Origin of the sequence: Pseudomonas sp. ERMR1:02, assembly GCF_002277815.1 — a bacterium.
Lineage (GTDB): Bacteria > Pseudomonadota > Gammaproteobacteria > Pseudomonadales > Pseudomonadaceae > Aquipseudomonas.
Genome location: NZ_NKJI01000007.1, coordinates 235,553 through 254,027, shown reverse-complemented (window position 1 = coordinate 254,027; position 18,475 = coordinate 235,553). Strand labels below are relative to the sequence as shown.

Genomic DNA, 18,475 nt, shown 5'->3' with positions numbered 1-18,475 from the left:
CAAGCTTCGCTCCTACGGGGGGGCGTTATTTCTTCGCGGCAAACAACGCATCGAGTTTCTGCTCGAAAGTGTGGTAATCGATGCGATCGTAAAGCTCCATGCGGGTCTGCATGGTGTCGATGACGTTCTGTTGCGTGCCGTCGCGGCGGATCGCGGTGTAGACGTTTTCCGCAGCCTTGTTCATGGCACGGAAGGCCGACAGCGGGTACAGCACCAACGATACATCCGCGCCAGCAAGTTGCTCGGTGGTGTACAGCGGCGTCGCGCCGAATTCAGTGATGTTGGCCAGGATCGGCGCTTTCACGCGATTGGCGAACAGCTTGTACATGTCCAGTTCGGTGATGGCTTCCGGGAACACCATGTCAGCGCCGGCCTCGATGCACGCCGCGGCGCGATCCAGTGCCGACTCCAGACCTTCCACCGCCAGAGCGTCAGTACGGGCCATGATCACGAAGCTGTCATCGGTGCGGGCATCGACGGCCGCTTTGATGCGGTCGACCATTTCCTGCTGCGAGACGATTTCTTTATTAGGACGGTGACCGCAGCGCTTGGCGCCGACCTGGTCTTCGATGTGAATCGCTGCCGCGCCGAACTTGATCATCGACTTGACGGTACGGGCGACGTTGAACGCCGAGGAACCGAAACCGGTGTCCACATCAACCAGCAGCGGCAGATCGCAGACGTCGGTGATGCGGCGCACGTCGGTCAGCACGTCATCCAGGCCGGTAATACCCAGGTCTGGCACGCCGAGGGAACCAGCAGCCACCCCGCCACCGGACAGGTAAATCGCCTTGAAGCCGGCACGTTTGGCCAGCAGCGCGTGGTTGGCGTTGATCGCGCCGACCACTTGCAATGGATGCTCGCTGGCGACCGCATCGCGGAAACGCTGGCCTGGAGTGCTCTTGTTGGAACTCATGACTCACCTCGTTTGGCTGTCGGGTTAGCGCCGTCCTGATAATGACGGGCGATATTGCGTTTGGAAGCGCCTATGTGACGGCGCATCAACAACTCGGCCAGTTCACCGTCACGGTCGGCGATGGCATCGAGAATTCGGTGGTGCTCGGCAAAGGCCTGGTGCGGGCGATTGGGCGTGGTGGAAAACTGGATGCGGTACATGCGCACCAACTGATAGAGCTCGCCACAAAGCATTTGCGTCAGGGTGCGGTTGCCGCTGCCCTGGATGATTCGATAGTGGAAGTCGAAATCGCCTTCCTGCTGGTAATAGCCTCTCCCGGCCTGAAACGCCTCATCGCGTTCGTGGGTTTCGAGGACGCGGCGCAGTTCGTCGATTTCTTCGACGCTCATGCGCTCGGCGGCCAGGCGACAGGCCATGCCTTCGAGGGATTCGCGGATTTCGTAGAGTTCCAGCAGCTCGGCATGGTTGAGCGACACCACCCGCGCCCCGACATGCGGCACGCGCACCAACAGGCGTTGGCCTTCCAGGCGGTGGATAGCCTCGCGCAGCGGACCCCGGCTGATGCCATAGGTGCGGGCCAGTTCCGGCTCGGAAATTTTACTGCCAGGAGCGATCTCGCCCTTGACGATAGCTGCCTGAATGCGTCGGAAGACGTTCTCGGAAAGTGTTTCCGTATCGTCTTGCGTAGTTACTGGGGGATCGAGTTGATCCAACATATTGTCGACACCTTGAAAGCCAATGCCGCAAAAACTAGCGAAATCGCTCACAGGAGTCAAAGGATAATTCGATATTGTCGACAATCGTCTAATAACCGGCCGCACCATAACGAAGCAATCCACCTCTTTACAGGCGCCGGGCAGCGCTGGCGCCATGAAACCACCGTGCTAGAATGCCGGCCGCATTTGTGTGTCACATCTGCACTGTCTGTCATAAATAGCTGATAGGCATACGAGGAGCTTGCGCAGCAATGCCAGGGTCTTGAATCGAAATACGGCCCGCTGCGCACCAGGATTTATGAGACTCAAGCCCTTTCCTGCATTCCTTTATTTTCTTTTTCTGCCAGGCACAGCCGTGGCAGGGGAAAAGGCTGTGTATGGCCTCAACGAGTACGCGTCGCTGGGCGGAATTGACCTCGAAGTGGCGGCCAAACTCGATACCGGGGCGAAAACAGCATCCCTGAGTGCCCGCGACATCAAGCGTTTCAAACGCAATGGCGAATCCTGGGTGCGCTTCTATCTGGCCATCGACGCAGCCCATTCGCACCCGATCGAGCGACCGCTGGCTCGCGTCAGCAAGATCAAGCGCCGGGCCGGCGACTACGACCCGGATGAAGGCAAGAAATACACCGCCCGCCCGGTGATCGAACTGGATATCTGCATGGGTTCGGCTTTACGCAGCATCGAAGTGAACCTGACCGACCGCAGCGCGTTCCAATACCCGCTCTTGATTGGCTCCGAAGCGCTCAAACGCTTCGACGCGCTGGTCGACCCCAGTCTTAAATACGCTGCCGGCAAACCCGCCTGCGCCACCGACGCTCATACCGCAGAGTAATTCCAATGCGAGCTCTTAACCTTCATCTGAAATTGCTGATCGCCATCCTGGTGGTGCTAGGCATTTCAGTCACGGCCTACCAGATCTTTGTACTGGGCATTCCCGTGACCGAAGACGCCACCGACGACTTGTGGAACATCGACGCCAAGGTCGAGTTCGTCGCCAGTGCCAAGGACCCGGTCAAGATCCAGATGTTCGTGCCGCCGCTGAGCCGCGACTACGTCAGTCTCAACGAAAGCTTTATTTCCAATAACTACGGCGTTGCGGTCAACCGGGTCGACGGCAACCGCAAGGTCACCTGGTCGGCACGTCGGGCCAAGGGCAACCAGACCCTTTATTACCGTCTGGTGCTGACCAAACGCTACAGCGCCGAGAAATCCAAGATCAAAGGCCCGACCTTCCGTGACAGCATCGCCGTCGAAGGGCCGGAAAAAATTGCTGCCGAAGCCCTGCTCGCGCCTATCCGCCAACACTCGGCCGACGTCGAAACCTTCGTCGGGGAGGCGATCAAGCGTGTCAGCAATGTCAACGACGACAACGTGAAGCTGCTGCTGGCGGGTGATCCGTCCACCGCGCAAAAAGCCAGGATCGTCGAACTGGTGCTGTCCATCGCCCACGTACCGGTAGAAAAAGTCCACACCATTCGCCTGGTGGCAGATCAACCGCAAACGCCGGAACTCTGGCTTCGCAGCTTCAATGGCACCGACTGGCTGTACTTCAACCCGGAAACCGGTGAACAGGGCCTGCCGACCGACCGCCTGCTATGGTGGACGGGCGATGAAAACCTGATCACCGTCGATGGCGGCAAGAAAGCCACCGTCACCTTCAGCATGAACAACAGTGAAATGAACGCCATTCGCCTGGCCAAGCTGACCGACGAAAACACCGACGCCAATTTCCTCGAGTACTCGCTGTACGGCTTGCCGCTGCAAACCCAGCAGACCTTCATGATCATGGTGATGATCCCGATTGGTGTGCTGGTGATTCTGATCCTGCGCAACCTGATCGGCCTGCAAACCCTCGGCACCTTCACGCCGGTGCTGATCGCCCTGGCCTTCCGCGAAACCCAGCTCGGCTTCGGCATCATGCTGTTCACAATCATCACGGCCCTGGGGCTGTCGCTGCGTTCCTACCTTGAACACCTGAAGCTGCAAATGCTGCCGAGGCTGTCGGTGGTGCTGACGTTTGTGGTGGTGTTGATCGCGGCCATCAGCCTGTTCAGCCATAAACTCGGCCTGGAGCGCGGGTTGTCGGTGGCGCTGTTCCCGATGGTGATTCTGACCATGACCATCGAACGACTGTCGATCACCTGGGAAGAACGCGGTTCCGGGCATGCGATGAAAGTGGCGATCGGCACGCTGTTCGCCGCTTCCCTCGCGCACCTGATCATGACTATTCCGGAGCTGGTGTACTTCGTGTTCACTTTCCCGGCGATCCTGCTGATCATGGTGGGCTTCATGTTGGCCATGGGTCGCTATCGCGGTTACCGCCTGACCGAACTGGTGCGCTTCAAGGCCTTCCTGAAAAAGGCCGACGCCTGATGTTCGGCTTCTGGAAAACCTGGAAGGCCCTGGAAGCCCGGGGCATCATGGGGATCAACCGGCGCAACGCAGACTACGTTCTCAAGTACAACAAGCGCAGCCTGTACCCGATTGTCGATGACAAAATCATCACCAAGGAACGCGCCATCGCCGCCGGCATCCATGTGCCGCAACTCTATGGTGTGATCTCCACCGAGAAGGAAATCGACAAGCTCGACGAGATCATCGGCGGGCGCAACGACTTTGTGATCAAACCGGCCCAGGGCGCTGGCGGCGACGGCATCATTGTGATCGCCGATCGCTTCGAGGGTCGCTATCGCACCGTATCCGGCAAGATCATCAGCCACGAAGAGATCGAGCACCATGTTTCCAGCATCCTCACCGGCCTGTACTCCCTCGGCGGCCACCGCGACCGGGCGCTGATCGAGTACCGCGTGATCCCGGACCAGATATTCAAAAGCATCAGCTACGAAGGCGTGCCCGATATTCGCATCATCGTGCTGATGGGCTACCCGGTCATGGCCATGCTGCGCTTGCCAACACGCCAGTCCGGCGGCAAGGCCAACCTGCACCAGGGCGCCATCGGCGTCGGGGTCGACCTCGCCACCGGCCTGACACTGCGCGGCACCTGGCTGAACAACATCATCGCCAAACACCCGGACACCACCAATGCGGTGGATGGCGTACAACTGCCCTATTGGGACGGTTTCATGAAACTCGCCGCTGGCTGCTACGAGCTGTGCGGCCTGGGTTACATCGGTGTCGACATGGTGCTCGACCAGGAAAAAGGCCCACTGATTCTTGAACTGAATGCCAGGCCGGGCTTGAACATCCAGATTGCCAATGACTGCGGCCTGACCCTGCGCACCCATGCGGTCGAGGCGCGACTGGAAGAGCTGAAGGCTCGCGGTGTGACCGAAACGGTTGAAGAGCGAGTGGCGTTTGTGCAGGAGATGTTTGGGCATATTCCGCAGGTTGAAGGCTGACCTGATTCTGTAGGAGCGAGCCTGCTCGCGATGGTCGTCAACGATTACGCGGGCTTTCTGGATGCCCGCGTTGTTCCGGCGTTTTTCGCGAGCATGCCCGCTCCTACAGGTCATCAACCCGCCAATCCCCTCTAGGACCAAATCCCGCAGAGGACTACAATCGCCACCCCGCCTCGATGGCTGATCCAACCCGCCCATGCTGACCTGTTCCGTACACCCGCTACCCTATCGCGCCAATCCCGCCGAGTACTTCGCGGCCATTCGTCATGCCCCCGGCGCCGTGCTGCTCGACAGCGGCCGCCCCAGCGCCGAACGTGGGCGGTTTGACCTGCTCAGCGCCTGGCCACTGGAACAACTGACGGTGGCACCTGACGAAAGTGGCGGCAATTTCCTGCAACGCCTGCGGGACAATCTGACGCGACTTGGCGAAGCAACCCTGCCTGCGCCTTATGAATTACCGTTTGTTGGTGGTTTGATCGGCTACCTGAGCTACGACTTCGGCCGACACCTGGAAAACCTGCCAAGTCAGGCCCTGGATGATCTGCAATTGCCGGATGCGCGTTTCGGCCTGTACGACTGGGCGCTGATCAGCGATCACCAACGGGCTACCAGCCAATTGGTGTTTCACCCGACGCTGGCCGACGGCGAACGTCAGCGTCTTATCCAGCTGTTCAGCCAGCCAGCCGTTGCAGCGGTCGAACCGTTCAAGCTGCAATCGCCAATGAATGCCGACCTGAGTGCTGATCAATATCACCAGGCGATCGAGCGTATTGAGCAATACATCCAGGCCGGTGACTGCTATCAGGTCAACTTTGCCCAGCGTTTTCGCGCGCAATGCCAAGGTGATCCGTGGGCCGCGTATGTTGCGCTGCGAGCCGCGTGCCCGACGCCATTTTCAGGCTTCCAGAGCCTGCCTGCAGGCGGCGCGGTACTGAGTCTGTCACCGGAGCGCTTCGTCAAAGTCAGCGAACGTCATGTGGAAACCCGCCCAATCAAAGGCACCCGCCCTCGCGGTCTGACCGCTGCCGCAGATGCGGCGAATGCCGCCGAACTACTGGCCAGCCCCAAGGACCGTGCGGAAAATCTGATGATCGTCGACCTGCTGCGCAACGACCTTGGTCGCACCTGCCGCACCGGTTCGGTTCGGGTACCGGAATTGTTCAGTCTGGAAAGTTACCCCAACGTGCATCACCTGGTGAGCAGCGTGACCGGCGAACTGGCGGATGATCGGGATGCACTGGACCTGATCGCCGGCAGCTTCCCGGGCGGCTCGATTACCGGCGCGCCGAAGATTCGGGCGATGCAGATCATCGACGAACTGGAGCCGACCCGACGCGGGTTGTATTGCGGCTCTTTGCTCTACCTGGACGTGCGTGGCGAGATGGACAGTTCCATCGCCATTCGCAGTTTGCTGGTCAAGGATGGGCAGGTGTGTTGCTGGGGTGGAGGTGGGATTGTTGCGGATTCCGAGTGGCAGGCCGAGTATCAGGAATCGATTACCAAGGTGAAGGTGTTGCTCGATACCCTGCAAAATCTGTAGGAGCGAGCCTGCTCGCGATGGTCGTCAACGATGACAAGGGAAACCTGACACCCCGCGGGTTTCTCAGGTTCATCGCGAGCAGGCTCGCTCCTACAGGATCTCTATTTACAAACTCAACGCCCGATTCGAAGCCTTGATGAACTCCTGCTTCAGTTCTTCAAATGTGTGCACCGCTGGAAACTGCGGGAATTCGCGAATCACGTTGTCCGGCGCATGGAACAGAATCCCCGCATCCGCCTCGCCCAGCATCGTGGTGTCGTTGTACGAATCCCCTGCGGCAATCACTCGGTAGTAAAGGCTCTTGAAGGCCAGTACCGACTGGCGCTTGGGATCTTTCTGACGTAACTGATAGCCAGTCACCCGCCCAGAGTCGTCAGTAATCAGACGATGGCAGAGCAAGGTCGGGAAGCCCAGTTGACGCATCAGCGGCTGGGAAAACTCGTAGAAGGTGTCCGACAGAATCACCACCTGAAAGCGCTCCCGCAGCCAATCGACGAACTCGATGGCGCCATCCAGCGGCTTGAGCGTAGCGATCACTTCCTGGATATCTGCGAGTTTCAGGCCATGTTCGTCGAGAATCCGCAGACGCTGCTTCATCAACACGTCGTAGTCGGGAATGTCCCGGGTGGTGGCCCTGAGGGATTCGATCCCGGTTTTTTCGGCAAACGCGATCCAGATTTCCGGGACCAGCACACCTTCAAGATCCAGACAGGCAATTTCCACAAGACACTCCCATTTGTATTGTTTATTGAGTCGAGCGAGCCCGAACTCTAGCGACTCCATCCCCACCGCGCAACGCAGAGGACGCCCCGGCCCGCGCAGCTTTTTGTTACCATCGACCCCATATAGAGCGCCCAGCGCCACCGACCTGTAGGAAGCCGCCCTGATGAGCCCAACGTTCGACATCGTGGAACTCGCCACGACCTATGCCAACAAATCTGCCCAGGACATCCTGAAACTCGCGTTCGCCGAGTTCGGTGATGATTTGTGGATATCTTTCAGCGGCGCCGAAGACGTGGTGCTGGTGGACATGGCCTGGAAGCTGAACAAGAACGTCAAAGTGTTCAGCCTCGACACCGGTCGCCTGCACCCCGAGACCTACCGTTTCATCGATCAGGTGCGCGAGCACTACAAGATCGACATCGAACTGGTGTCGCCGGACTACACCAAACTTGAACCCTTCGTGAAGGAAAAAGGCCTGTTCAGTTTCTACAAGGACGGCCATGGCGAATGCTGCGGCATCCGCAAGATCGAGCCGCTGCGTCGCAAGCTGTCTGGCGTGAAGGCGTGGGCCACCGGCCAACGCCGTGACCAGAGCCCCGGCACCCGCAGCGCTGTCGCGGCGATGGAAATCGACACCGCGTTTTCCACCCCGGAACGCACTCTGTACAAATTCAACCCGCTGGCGCAGATGACCAGCGAAGAAATCTGGGGTTACATCCGTATGCTGGAGCTGCCGTACAACAGCCTGCATGAACGCGGTTTCATCAGCATCGGCTGCGAACCCTGCACCCGTCCGGTGCTGCCGAACCAGCACGAACGTGAAGGGCGTTGGTGGTGGGAAGAGGCGACGCAGAAAGAATGCGGGTTGCATGCGGGGAATATCATTAGCAAGGCATAACAGTGATATCCCCCTGTAGGAGCCGCCTTGCTGACCAATGCGGTGTATCCGTCGACTCATGTATTGACTGATATGCCGCATTCGCCAGCAAGCCGGCTCCTACAGAATGAGATCAGCAACGAATTCCATAGATTCCGGACTGGGAAAAATCTGGCTAAAGTGCATACAGGTTTTGTATACAACAAGTCAGAGGACATCCCATGCGAATTCTCGTGGTCAACGTCAACACCACCGAATCCATCACCCGGGCCATTGCCCGCTCGGCCCAGGCAGTGGCCGCTCCCGGCACCGAAATCATCGGCCTGACACCGCACTTCGGTGCCGACTCCATCGAAGGCAACTTCGAAAGCTATCTGGCCGCCATTGCCGTCATGGATCGGGTAATGTCCTACGACAAGCCCTTCGATGCGGTGATCCAGGCCGGTTACGGTGAGCATGGTCGCGAAGGTCTGCAAGAGCTGCTCAACGTGCCGGTGGTGGACATCACAGATGCGGCGGCAAGCACCGCGATGTTCCTCGGCCATGCCTATTCGGTGGTCACCACCCTCGACCGCACCGTGCCGCTGATCGAAGATCGCCTCAAACTGTCCGGGCTCTGGGATCGCTGCGCCTCGGTGCGAGCCAGTGGATTGGCGGTATTGGAACTGGAACACGAGCCGCAACGCGCACTGGAAGCCATCGTGCATCAGGCCGAACTGGCTGTAACCCAGGACAAGGCGGAGGTGATTTGCCTGGGCTGCGGCGGCATGGCCGGGCTGGATGAGCAGATTCGCCGGCGTACCGGCGTGCCGGTGGTGGATGGCGTGACGGCGGCGGTGACCATTGCCGAATCGCTGGTGCGGTTGGGGTTGTCGACTTCGAAGGTGCGGACTTATGCGACGCCGCGGCCGAAGAACATCATTGGCTGGCCGGGGCGGTTCGGGCGTTAAGTTTTCATCGCTAAAGCCTGTCTCAAACCGCACTGAATCGCTGCCCCAACCCCTGCTCGGCAAACTGCTCAATGATGAAATCAACAAACGCCCGGGTCTTGCCCGGCAGCAGTTTGTGTTCGGCGTAATAGATAGAAATGTTGCCATCATCGACGTACCAATCCGGTAACACCCGCTGCAACGTCCCCGCCTCTAGATAACCAGCGGCAAATGGCATGCTCACCAGCGCAATGCCCAGGCCCTGGATCGCCGTAGCGCAGGCCGCTTCCGAATCGCTCATGGTCATCCGCGCTTTCAGAGTCAACGGGCTGTGTTGCTGGCTGCGACTGGTCAACTGCCAGGAACGCACGCGACCGGTCTGCGGCGAGCGAATGAGGATGCCATCGTGAAACGTGAGATCGTCGGGTTCGATGATTGCCTCACGTGTCGCCAGGTAGTCGGTGGAAGCCACTAACACGCGATGGGCGGGTGTCAACTTGCGTGCCACCACGCCTTGGGGCAGTTCGAATCCGCCACCAATCGCGGCGTCGAAGCCCTGGCCGATCAGGTCAACCTGACGGTTATCGAAATGCCAGTCCGGGTTGATCGCCGGAAAGCGCCGCAAAAAACTCCCCTAGCAACGGCACGATGTACAAGCGCCCGAACACCGTGCCCATGCTGACCTTCAACGTCCCCGCCGGACGCCCCTCGGCGCTGGCAAGGTTGGCCACGGCATTCTGGATCGTGTGCAGACTGGCACTGACCTCGCCGAGAAACAGCTGCCCGGCCTCTGTGAGCGTCAAGCTGCGGGTACTGCGCTGAAACAGCCGTACACCGAGCCGCACTTCAAGTTTGGCGACGCTTTTGCCCACCGCCGCCGGTGTCAGACTCAAGCGCCGCGCGGCTTCGGCGAAGCTGCCGACCTCGGCACTGCGGACAAAGCATTCGATACTGCTGAAGGTTTCCATAGCCGCCACTATAAACTTCTGGTTTACACAGACTATCGCAATGACTGTCTACACGGCGTGTAATCCGCAATCGATACTAGGCTCCATCAACCGGGACATCTCGCCTCGGGACTTTGGAGATCGATATGACAACTCAGAACCTCAGCGGCAAAGTGGCTTTGATTCAAGGTGGCTCCCGCGGCATCGGTGCCGCCATTGTCAAACGCCTCGCCGCTGAAGGCGCGACAGTCGCCTTTACCTACGTCAGCTCCACGGCCAAGGCCGAAGAATTGCAAAACGGCATCATCACCGACGGCGGCAAAGCCCTGGCCATCAAGGCTGACAGCGCCGACGCCGAAGCCATCCGCAGTGCCGTGACCGCGACGGTGGAACGCTTTGGTCGACTGGACATCCTGGTCAATAACGCCGGCGTGTTGGCCGTTGCACCGCTGGAAGATTTCAAGCTCGAAGATTTCGACCAGACCCTGGCCATCAACGTACGCAGCGTGTTTATCGCTACCCAGGCCGCCGCACGCCATATGACCGAAGGTGGCCGTATCGTCAACATCGGCAGCACCAACGCCGATCGCATGCCCTTTGCCGGTGGCGGCCCGTACGCCATGAGCAAGTCGGCGCTGGTCGGCCTGACTAAGGGCCTGGCCCGGGACCTCGGCCCCAAAGGCATCACTATTAACAACGTGCAACCGGGCCCGGTGGACACCGACATGAACCCGGCCGACGGCGACTTCGCCGACAGCCTGATTCCGCTGATGGCCGTGGGGCGCTACGGTAAAGCCGAAGAGATCGCCAGTTTCGTCGCCTACCTCGTCGGTCCAGAGGCCGGCTACATCACCGGCGCGAGCCTGACCATCGACGGTGGTTTCGGCGCCTGATATTAGTCAGCGAAACGCAATCGCTTTTTGTAGAAGCTAGCTTGCTCGCGAAGGTGTATCAGTTGACATCAATGCAGCTGACACACCTTCGCGAGCAAGCTAGCTCCTACACATTTCGTCGTCAGGTCCACTCAAGCGCCGGCAAGCCAAATGCACTCGGCTTGAACGCCTTCAACGTACGAAGAATGCCGTCAGCATGTGCGTATTTTTCGTCAGCCATCGCGGCATCCGGAATCGCAATCGCCGTCATCCCCGCCGCTTTCGCCGCCGTGACACCGAACGGCGAATCCTCGAACACCAGGCAATCCTGCGGCGCGACACCCAGGCGTCGCGCCGCTGTCAGGAAGATATCCGGTGCCGGTTTGGCCGCACCGACTTCCGGGTCATCAGCGGTGACGATGGTGTCGAACAGCGCGAACCAGTCCCGATGCAAGGTGGTTTTCTGGCCAAACGACTGGCTCGATGAACTGGTGCCCACAGCGATGGGAATGTTGTTGGCCTTCAGATGCCGCACCAATTCCTGTGCGCCGGGCATCGCCTGAGCTGTAGGAAAACGCTCGCGCATTAGCGGCTCGCGGATCACCAGAAATTCTTCGGCGGTAATTGGCAAATCAAGCGCCTCGACCACGTAACGCGCCAGATCACCGGCGCCACGACCGATGATGTTCTGCTTGATGCTCCAGTCGAAGGTCCGTCCATAGCGTCCGGCAATGATGGACGTGACCTCGGTGTAAATGCCCTCGGTATCCAGCAGCAAGCCGTCCATATCGAAAATCACGGCCTTGATCGGGCCGAACTCATTCAGCGCTGCATTCATCGCATTGATCCGTTTTCAACGACATCCCAGGCGGCTCAAGTGCGGCCGGTTCCGTGACTGATTAAAGGTTTCAGCAGCATAGCGAGCGCGGCTGGCGAAGAGCAACGGGCAAAACCTGAACCTTGTTGAAGATACGCCAATGATTTAGCGATTCGCCCTACAGCAAACACCGCCTTTCCCGACTTCTTTCCTCGCGGATCCCCCGCAGAGTTTCGCGCTCCCTCTTCACCCGAGCGAAAGACTGCGAATGTTCGATCCCGACAAGCTGCTGGCCCTGAACAACTCCATCGGCCTGTTGGTGGTCGCTGCGATGAATCCGGAGCACCCGGACATTGAAGCGCTGCTCAGTGATTTCCGTCTCTGCCTTAACGATTACGACGCCTGGGCGGAGAGCTTCTGGACCGGCGGCGCACTGGACGTTGAGCAAGTGTTCAAGGTCGGCAACGACGTCCGCCTCAACGTACCGAAGAATTCCACCACGCCAGTCAGTTCAACCGTCGCGATGTGCCCCGCCAGCGGCCCGCTGACGCTGGTGCATATGTTTGAAACCGCGCGCTTCGTACCGATCGGCAACACGCCGGTAATGCTCGAACCGCTGATATCACAAGGCCCGGACGGGCCGAAGTACGGCAAACCGGTTCGCGAAACCATCGGTCCTAGCGGCATCCTCGAAATCCCAGATTGCTGGCGCGGCAATCGCTATCGCATCACCTTCTTTCCAAACGTCACCACCGACCATGTCAAAGCGCTTTATGCCTCCTATCAGGGCGTCCTCGGCGAACTGGAAGGCTGGTTGCGCAACGAGTGGGCGACCGAATTTCAACCACAGTGGGCCGGATTTTCCGAGGCTGGTTTCAGAGAACGCTACGGCATGCTGCAACGCGCCGACTGGCGAGGGGTCGAGAATTCTCTGAACGGCTTGTGGGACGACGTGAAGCAACTCTACGCCCTGATCGCCGACCTGCAGGCCAACAGCGCAAAACTCCTTGAATACCTGACCGAGGCCGAACTTGAGACCCTGCTGAATGCTTCGGCCGAGGCCATCGCCAACCTGTTGCTGGTGTTGAGCGACGAGCCATTGATTTTCATCCATCTGGCTGCTTTCACCAGTTGGTTGAAGATGTTGCCGCCGCAGTACATCGCCGAAGTCGTGGCGGAGATTCGTACGGAGTTGCTGATCAGTTTCCTGCTGGTGTGCTTGACCGGTCCAGCGGGCTTGAGGATCGGCATTAGCGCCAGAGTGCTCGCCAGGATCAAGTCCGAGCGCGCACGACGCTGGCTGGCTGCGGCGGGTTTGCGACTGGCCGAACTGACGGCCCGGTTGGACCTGAGCGCTCATGCGGGTTCGCTCAAGCCGTTGATGGTCAATGCCCGGAACGCACCGCTGAAACCTGCGCCAGCCGTGCCGCTTCGGATCAGTGCGGCGGGTTCGACCGATCTTTTGGTGGACAATCCGGTTGCCATTACGCGCAACAAGTCTGAAGCCACCACACGTTTGTCCCGGCAGGAACATCGGGATGACGCTCCGAAACAGGCGAAAAACCCCAACGGCGACAGCGCCGATACCGCCACCCACACCGCCACCCACGGCTGCCCGCTGTCGATGGTCACCGGCGAAGAACTGCTGACCCTCACCGATGGCACGCTCGACGGGATTTTGCCGTTCGAGTTCACCCGCCTCTATCGCAGCAGCGCCGTCGAAATCGACTGCGGCCTCGGCTTCGGCTGGAGCCATTCGCTGGCCCAGCGCCTGCAGATCGACGGCGACACGGTGCTGTGGATCGACCACGAAAACCGCCGCACACCGTTTCCGCTGCCGAGCCTGGCGCGCCCGGCCATTCACAACAGCCTGTCGCGGGCGGCGATTTATCTGGGGGATCAGCCGGAAGAGCTGATTGTGGCGTTGGCCGGCGAGTCGGCGCGCTTCTACCACTTTCGCGACGGGCGTCTGACGGCGATCAGCGACGCCTACGGCAACCGTCTGACCGTGCAACGCGATGTGTCCGGGCGCATCCAGCGCCTCGACAACGGCGTCGGGCGTTGTTTGCGATTACGTTACGAGCGTCAGCACCTGATCGCCGTCGACTACCAAAGCTTTCATGCCGCCGACAGCCTGGAGCAGGGCTGGCACACGGAACAGACGCTGGTCAGCTACCGCTACGACGCCCGCGGCCGGCTGATCGAAGCGAGCAATGCCGCCTGGGAAAGCGAGCGCTACGACTACGACGAGCAGCACGTCATCTTGCAGCGGCAACTGGCCGGTGGCGCGAGTTTCTACTGGGAGTGGGAAAGGTCCGGCAAGGCGGCCAGATGCATCCGCCACTGGGCGTCGTTTGCGCAGATGGACACGCGGTATGTCTGGGACGAGAACGGCGGTGTGCGGCTCAAACACGCCGACGGCAGCGAGGAAAGCTACGCCCACGACGAGAGCGCGCGGCTGGTAGGCCGGATCGCTGCCGACGGGGGTGAACAGCACAAGGCCTACGACACCCAGGGCCGTTTGATCGCCGAGCAGGACGCGCTCGGCGCCGTCACCGAATACCGCTACGACGAAGCCGGACGGCTGATCGCGCTGATTCCAGCGCAAGACGAGCCGACGTCCTACGAGTACCGCAACGGATTCCTGCATGCGCGGTATCGCGGCCAAGCCAAGTGGACCTATAAGCGCAATGCCCAGGGCGACCTGACCTGGCTGATCGACCCCGACGGCCAGAGCACCTACCACGAATACGACGCGCAAGGCCGCTTGCTGCTGATCCGCTACCCGGACCACAGCCGCCATCTGTATGCGTGGAACCGCCTCGGTCAACTCATCGAGGAAACCCTGCCCGACGGCGGGCGTCGGCAATATGCCTACGATGCGCTCGGGCGACGGACTACATCTCAGGACGAATTCGGCGCCGTCAGCCGTTATCAGTGGGACGCCGTCGGCCGACTGCTGCAGACGATTCTTCCTACGGGCGCCCGTCGCACCTTCAGCTACAACGCCTACGGCCGCATCACCGCCGAGCGCGACGAACTGGATCGCATCACCCGTTATGAATACGCCGACGACCTGCACCTGGTCAGCCGGCGGATCAACCCCGACGGCACGCAGCTCAAGTACCGCTACGAGCATGCGCAGCTGTTGCTGACCGAGATCGAGAACGAAAGCGGCGACACCTATCGGCTGGACTACACGCCAGGCGGTTTGATCCGACAGGAAACCGGCTTCGACGGCCGGCGCACGGCGTATGCCTACGACCTCAACGGGCAGTTGCTGGAGAAAACCGAGTTCGGCGATGACGGCTCGCAACGGGTCACGGCCTATCAACGCGACAGCGCCGGACGCTTGCTGGTCAAGACCCTGCCGGATGGGGTCAAGGTCGACTACCGCTACGACAGTCTGGGGCGACTGGTCAGCGTCGACGATGGCCAGGACCATCCACTGGAGTTCGAATACGACGCCCACGACCGGCTGATCAGCGAGCATCAGGGCTGGGGCACGCTGCGCTACGGCTATGACGCCTGTGGCCAGCTGCAACACCTGCGCCTGCCGGACAACAGTCGTGTTAAATACCACCGCGCTCTGGGCGGGGCGCTAACCGCCATCGACCTCAACGGCTCGCGCCTCACCAGCCATCAGTTCGAATGCGGCCGTGAACGCCAGCGGCAGCAGGGTCAGCTGCTCAGCGATTACGCCTACGACGATCAGGGTCGGCTGCAAGCCCACGCCGTCAGCCAACAACAACGCCCGCTGTACCGCCGCGACTATGCCTACGGTGCCAACGGCAACCTCCTGCAGATAGCCGACAGCCGCCACGGCCAACGCCGCTATCAGTACGACCCGCTCGACCGCCTGACCCACGTGCGCCACGCCCGCGCCCAAGACGCGGAAAACTTCAGCCACGACCCGGCCGGCAACCTGCTGATCCACGACCGCCCCGGCCCCTGGCACCTCAAGGGCAACCGCCTGCTGCGTCACGGCGACCGCCACTACGACTACGACGCCTACGGCAACCTGATCCGTGAACGCCGTGGCCACGGCCAGATCCAAATCACCGAATACCGCTACGACAGCCAGCACCGCCTGACCGGCATCAGCCTGCCGGACGGCCGCCAAGCGTCCTACCGCTACGACGCTTTCGGCCGCCGCATCGACAAGACCGTCGACGGCCACACCACCAGCTTCTTCTGGCAAGGCGACCAACTCGTCGCCGAAAGCAGCCCGAGCCACTACCGCAGCTACCTCTTTGAGCCTGGCAGCTTCCGCCCGCTGGCCCTGCTCGACGGCAAAGGCCCGAAAAAGCCTGCCCGTTCTACTACCAACTCGACCACCTCGGCACCCCACAGGAACTCACCGACTACAGCGGTGAGATCGTCTGGTCAGCCAGGTACAGCGCCTACGGCAAGCTCAGCCAGCTCAGCCACGGCGGCGGCGAACAGCTCGAGCAGCCATTGCGCTTCCAGGGCCAGTACTTCGACGCCGAAAGCGGACTGCACTACAACCGCCATCGCTACTACCAGCCGGATAGCGGGCGCTATCTGACGCCGGATCCGGTCAAGCTGGCGGGTGGGTTGAATGCCTATCGGTATGTGCCGAACCCGACGGGGTGGGTGGATCCGTTGGGGTTGAGCGGGAACTGTCCGGGAGCGAACAAGCCGGGCTGCTCTGCACCGGATGGTGTTGTTGAGACTACGGTTGATGGAGGGGAAGTTACGCTTCCATCAACGGGAAAAGAAAGCGAATATCTATACCGTGGTGATACTCGACCCCCGAGTGAAATTTTCAATACTGGTTTTATGAGCTTAGGAAAAAGCACCGATTTAAAGCTTCACGTCTTGGACAACAGAAACCCACCAAGTAATTTTGTAAGCACATCAACTGACCCTGAAATAGGCATAGACTTCGGCACAAAATTTAGAACAAACAAAGGCTTCTTATACACACTAAATAAAATCTACGGCCACGATATAAATAAAGAGCTTCACCAAAACGATATCCCCTACAGCTATGAAGATGAAATTGCAATTCCCGACCGAATAAAAAGCGAAAATATTCTAGGTGCCACTCCTCTAAAAAAAGACGGAAGCTATGTTGGCCACTCCATACCAAACCCCAAAGGAAACGATAATGCCAACTAACAGAGTCTCTATTTTGAACGCTGAAAAATTAGAAATAGCCATACTCGATTACGTCGAACATCCACCATCCATGCGACTGACTTTGGAGAGTGGATGGACAACAAGCACCTCCGGACTAGACATATACGAGTGCCTCGGGAAAATTATAAAAGAGCTTCCCGACATTAAATTTTTATGCAAGGGCGCAAAAATAAATGTTCGACCTTCCAGCATGTCCTCTCAAATGAGCTCAGGCATTGTGGCCTATGAACACAAGCTGGGTGTTAAGCCATCTAGAAAAAGCATTGTTAATATATTTGACTACGAGGATCAAGACATCATCAACGACCCACAAATGCAGACCGATTACTTTTTTCGCTGGCTAGAATCGATTAAATAATAGCCTAAGATTATTTATCGCAAAAGCCCAGCATACTGCTGGGCTTAAACATTTAAAACTGCACTGTTCCATATTATGTAGGGCGACACCTCAGCACATTACAATTAACTAGGCTCCCCGAGCAGTCCTTACCAGCAATATCCGCGTCTTCAGGGGTCGCCTCAACATCAGTACGCTTAACGTCTTCATTGGAAACCTGCTCAACACCCGCGTCCTCATCATCAGGCGGACGCTGATCGCGACTCAACGAATCAGTAGGTGAAGGCAACGGGTATTCAGGGGTTTCATCGATGTCGGAGTCTTTCGGATCAGCGTTCATAAAGCACCTCTCAAAGAGCCTGAAAGGCAGGCCCTGAAATTTCGAGGCGGGAGCTACAAACGCGTTCGATCGGGCAGACAACCGGTCAATTGAACTGCAATGCTCAATCAATACTCACCGTCATCCTCACCTTCATCTTCGTCATCATCTTCAAATTCGAGGTTTCCCACATCACCCGCGTCATCCGAATCGTTGAGCGGCACCGTCGCGTCGTCCATCAGAGAGCCTGGATCTTCATTACCTGGATCATTAACGAATGGCAGTCCGCTTGGGCCTTTTTCTTCCTTGCCTTCGGTTTCCGGAGTCATGGCAAGCCTCGTAATTTCAGGGATGTATTTAATTCGAGGTGTCCTGCGATCTAACGTTCCTGCCGAACAAACGAAAAACCCGGCGCCTGGCCGGGTTTCTGTTGTCTTGCCACGCCGAATCAGTGATGGCTGTTTCGGTGTTTGTTCTTGTGTTTGTGGCCACCACCGGAATGGGAGCTGCCGTGGTCATTGCCCATATTGCTGCCGACCGCACCACCCGCAGCACCACCGAGGCCCGCGCCAATGGTCGAACCGGTGGAGCCACCGAGGCTGTTACCGACTACTGAACCGCCTGCCGAACCCAAGCCACCGCCAACCGCCGCCTCTGTGCGACTGCCCTTGGGTGCGCCAACCGCGCTTCCAGCCGCGCCACCCACACCGGCACCAATTGCAGCGCCGGTACTGCCACCCATATGCCCGCCGACTACGTTACCCACCGCTCCCCGAGACCCCGCCTACTGCTGCGGTGCCGTTACCGGCTGCCATTGCAAGCGGTGTGAGCAACAGCCCGAAAACCAGAGCAGGCAGTAGGAAACGTGGAGAACGGTGGTGGCTAAATTCCTTGCCTTTAGTATTCGCTGTCATGGCGTGCCTCGCATTCTTCAAGGGGTTTGAAGCTTTGAGG

Annotated in this window: 14 protein-coding genes and 3 pseudogenes; 9 read left to right on the top strand and 8 right to left on the bottom strand. The window is 59.2% G+C overall.

What is annotated here, in order from left to right:
• Window positions 1–25: 25 nt before the first annotated feature.
• Window positions 26–916 (bottom strand): methylisocitrate lyase, encoded by an 891-nt coding sequence (gene prpB / locus CES87_RS15845; RefSeq protein ID WP_128606851.1) that lies wholly within the window; start codon window positions 914–916, stop codon window positions 26–28.
• Window positions 913–1,632: a GntR family transcriptional regulator gene (locus CES87_RS15840; RefSeq protein ID WP_128606850.1), complete on the bottom strand. Its 720-nt coding sequence runs from the start codon at window positions 1,630–1,632 to the stop codon at window positions 913–915. Before CES87_RS15840 ends, prpB begins: the two co-directional genes overlap by 4 nt.
• Window positions 1,633–1,930: 298 nt before the next feature.
• On the opposite strand from CES87_RS15840, the gene CES87_RS15835 reads away from it, so the two are divergent.
• From CES87_RS15835 to pabB, 4 genes are all read left to right on the top strand, one after another.
• Window positions 1,931–2,467: an ATP-dependent zinc protease gene (locus CES87_RS15835; RefSeq protein WP_128606849.1), complete on the top strand. Its 537-nt coding sequence runs from the start codon at window positions 1,931–1,933 to the stop codon at window positions 2,465–2,467.
• A 5-nt stretch (window positions 2,468–2,472) separates the two neighbouring features.
• Window positions 2,473–4,008 (top strand): inactive transglutaminase family protein, encoded by a 1,536-nt coding sequence (locus CES87_RS15830; protein WP_128606848.1) that lies wholly within the window; start codon window positions 2,473–2,475, stop codon window positions 4,006–4,008.
• Window positions 4,008–4,994: an alpha-L-glutamate ligase-like protein gene (locus CES87_RS15825; protein ID WP_128606847.1), complete on the top strand. Its 987-nt coding sequence runs from the start codon at window positions 4,008–4,010 to the stop codon at window positions 4,992–4,994. Before CES87_RS15830 ends, CES87_RS15825 begins: the two co-directional genes overlap by 1 nt.
• Before the next feature lie 196 nt (window positions 4,995–5,190).
• On the top strand, window positions 5,191–6,534 hold the full coding sequence (gene pabB / locus CES87_RS15820; protein WP_128606846.1) for an aminodeoxychorismate synthase component I: 1,344 nt from the start codon (window positions 5,191–5,193) through the stop codon (window positions 6,532–6,534).
• 105 nt (window positions 6,535–6,639) lie between these two features.
• On the opposite strand, the gene thrH is transcribed toward pabB, so the two are convergent.
• Entirely contained in the window at window positions 6,640–7,257 is a 618-nt protein-coding gene (gene thrH / locus CES87_RS15815; RefSeq protein WP_128606845.1) for a bifunctional phosphoserine phosphatase/homoserine phosphotransferase ThrH, read from the bottom strand.
• A 163-nt stretch (window positions 7,258–7,420) separates the two neighbouring features.
• Here thrH and CES87_RS15810 point away from each other — a divergent pair, with 163 nt between their 5' ends.
• Together CES87_RS15810 and CES87_RS15805 are read left to right on the top strand one after the other, a co-directional pair.
• Entirely contained in the window at window positions 7,421–8,155 is a 735-nt protein-coding gene (locus CES87_RS15810; RefSeq protein WP_128606844.1) for a phosphoadenylyl-sulfate reductase, read from the top strand.
• A gap of 200 nt (window positions 8,156–8,355) precedes the next feature.
• Complete coding sequence (locus tag CES87_RS15805) at window positions 8,356–9,084, top strand: aspartate/glutamate racemase family protein (protein ID WP_128606843.1); 729 nt, start codon at window positions 8,356–8,358, stop codon at window positions 9,082–9,084.
• A 22-nt stretch (window positions 9,085–9,106) separates the two neighbouring features.
• Here CES87_RS15805 and CES87_RS15800 read toward each other — a convergent pair.
• Window positions 9,107–10,031 (bottom strand): annotated as a pseudogene (locus tag CES87_RS15800) (LysR substrate-binding domain-containing protein).
• Between the two features lie 125 nt (window positions 10,032–10,156).
• On the opposite strand from CES87_RS15800, the gene CES87_RS15795 reads away from it, so the two are divergent.
• Window positions 10,157–10,903 carry a 3-oxoacyl-ACP reductase family protein gene (locus CES87_RS15795; RefSeq protein ID WP_128606842.1) on the top strand — a complete coding sequence of 249 codons (747 nt, stop codon included), beginning with the start codon at window positions 10,157–10,159 and terminating at the stop codon, window positions 10,901–10,903.
• Window positions 10,904–11,024: 121 nt separating this feature from the next.
• Here CES87_RS15795 and CES87_RS15790 read toward each other — a convergent pair whose 3' ends face one another.
• Window positions 11,025–11,720 (bottom strand): HAD-IA family hydrolase, encoded by a 696-nt coding sequence (locus CES87_RS15790; protein ID WP_128606841.1) that lies wholly within the window; start codon window positions 11,718–11,720, stop codon window positions 11,025–11,027.
• Between the two features lie 247 nt (window positions 11,721–11,967).
• On the opposite strand from CES87_RS15790, the pseudogene CES87_RS34330 reads away from it, so the two are divergent.
• Window positions 11,968–16,844 (top strand): annotated as a pseudogene (locus tag CES87_RS34330) (RHS repeat-associated core domain-containing protein).
• The gene (locus tag CES87_RS15780; RefSeq protein ID WP_128606840.1) at window positions 16,834–17,223 is read left to right on the top strand and encodes a hypothetical protein; all 390 of its coding nucleotides are present in this window, start codon (window positions 16,834–16,836) and stop codon (window positions 17,221–17,223) included. The pseudogene CES87_RS34330 and the gene CES87_RS15780 overlap by 11 nt, the downstream one beginning before the upstream one ends.
• A gap of 73 nt (window positions 17,224–17,296) precedes the next feature.
• Here the strand turns inward: CES87_RS15780 and CES87_RS33170 are convergent, their stop codons facing one another.
• The 3 genes and pseudogenes from CES87_RS33170 to CES87_RS15765 form a co-directional block, all read right to left on the bottom strand.
• On the bottom strand, window positions 17,297–17,542 hold the full coding sequence (locus CES87_RS33170) for a hypothetical protein (RefSeq protein WP_128606839.1): 246 nt from the start codon (window positions 17,540–17,542) through the stop codon (window positions 17,297–17,299).
• A gap of 107 nt (window positions 17,543–17,649) precedes the next feature.
• Window positions 17,650–17,850 carry a hypothetical protein gene (locus tag CES87_RS15770; RefSeq protein WP_128606838.1) on the bottom strand — a complete coding sequence of 67 codons (201 nt, stop codon included), beginning with the start codon at window positions 17,848–17,850 and terminating at the stop codon, window positions 17,650–17,652.
• 119 nt (window positions 17,851–17,969) lie between these two features.
• Window positions 17,970–18,435: pseudogene (locus tag CES87_RS15765) on the bottom strand (glycine zipper domain-containing protein).
• Window positions 18,436–18,475 lie beyond the last annotated feature (40 nt).

Bases quoted from the DNA above. Each gene is read 5' to 3' on its own strand.
- CES87_RS15835 (WP_128606849.1), top strand. From the start codon at position 1,931: ATGAGACTCAAGCCCTTTCCTGCATTCCTTTATTTTCTTTTTCTGCCA.
- CES87_RS15825 (WP_128606847.1), top strand. From the start codon at position 4,008: ATGTTCGGCTTCTGGAAAACCTGGAAGGCCCTGGAAGCCCGGGGCATC.
- CES87_RS15770 (WP_128606838.1), bottom strand. From the start codon at position 17,850: ATGACTCCGGAAACCGAAGGCAAGGAAGAAAAAGGCCCAAGCGGACTG.
- CES87_RS15840 (WP_128606850.1), bottom strand. From the start codon at position 1,632: ATGTTGGATCAACTCGATCCCCCAGTAACTACGCAAGACGATACGGAA.
- CES87_RS15790 (WP_128606841.1), bottom strand. From the start codon at position 11,720: ATGAATGCAGCGCTGAATGAGTTCGGCCCGATCAAGGCCGTGATTTTC.
- CES87_RS15810 (WP_128606844.1), top strand. From the start codon at position 7,421: ATGAGCCCAACGTTCGACATCGTGGAACTCGCCACGACCTATGCCAAC.
- CES87_RS15805 (WP_128606843.1), top strand. From the start codon at position 8,356: ATGCGAATTCTCGTGGTCAACGTCAACACCACCGAATCCATCACCCGG.
- CES87_RS33170 (WP_128606839.1), bottom strand. From the start codon at position 17,542: ATGAACGCTGATCCGAAAGACTCCGACATCGATGAAACCCCTGAATAC.
- CES87_RS15830 (WP_128606848.1), top strand. From the start codon at position 2,473: ATGCGAGCTCTTAACCTTCATCTGAAATTGCTGATCGCCATCCTGGTG.
- prpB (WP_128606851.1), bottom strand. From the start codon at position 916: ATGAGTTCCAACAAGAGCACTCCAGGCCAGCGTTTCCGCGATGCGGTC.
- CES87_RS15780 (WP_128606840.1), top strand. From the start codon at position 16,834: ATGCCAACTAACAGAGTCTCTATTTTGAACGCTGAAAAATTAGAAATA.
- CES87_RS15795 (WP_128606842.1), top strand. From the start codon at position 10,157: ATGACAACTCAGAACCTCAGCGGCAAAGTGGCTTTGATTCAAGGTGGC.
- pabB (WP_128606846.1), top strand. From the start codon at position 5,191: ATGCTGACCTGTTCCGTACACCCGCTACCCTATCGCGCCAATCCCGCC.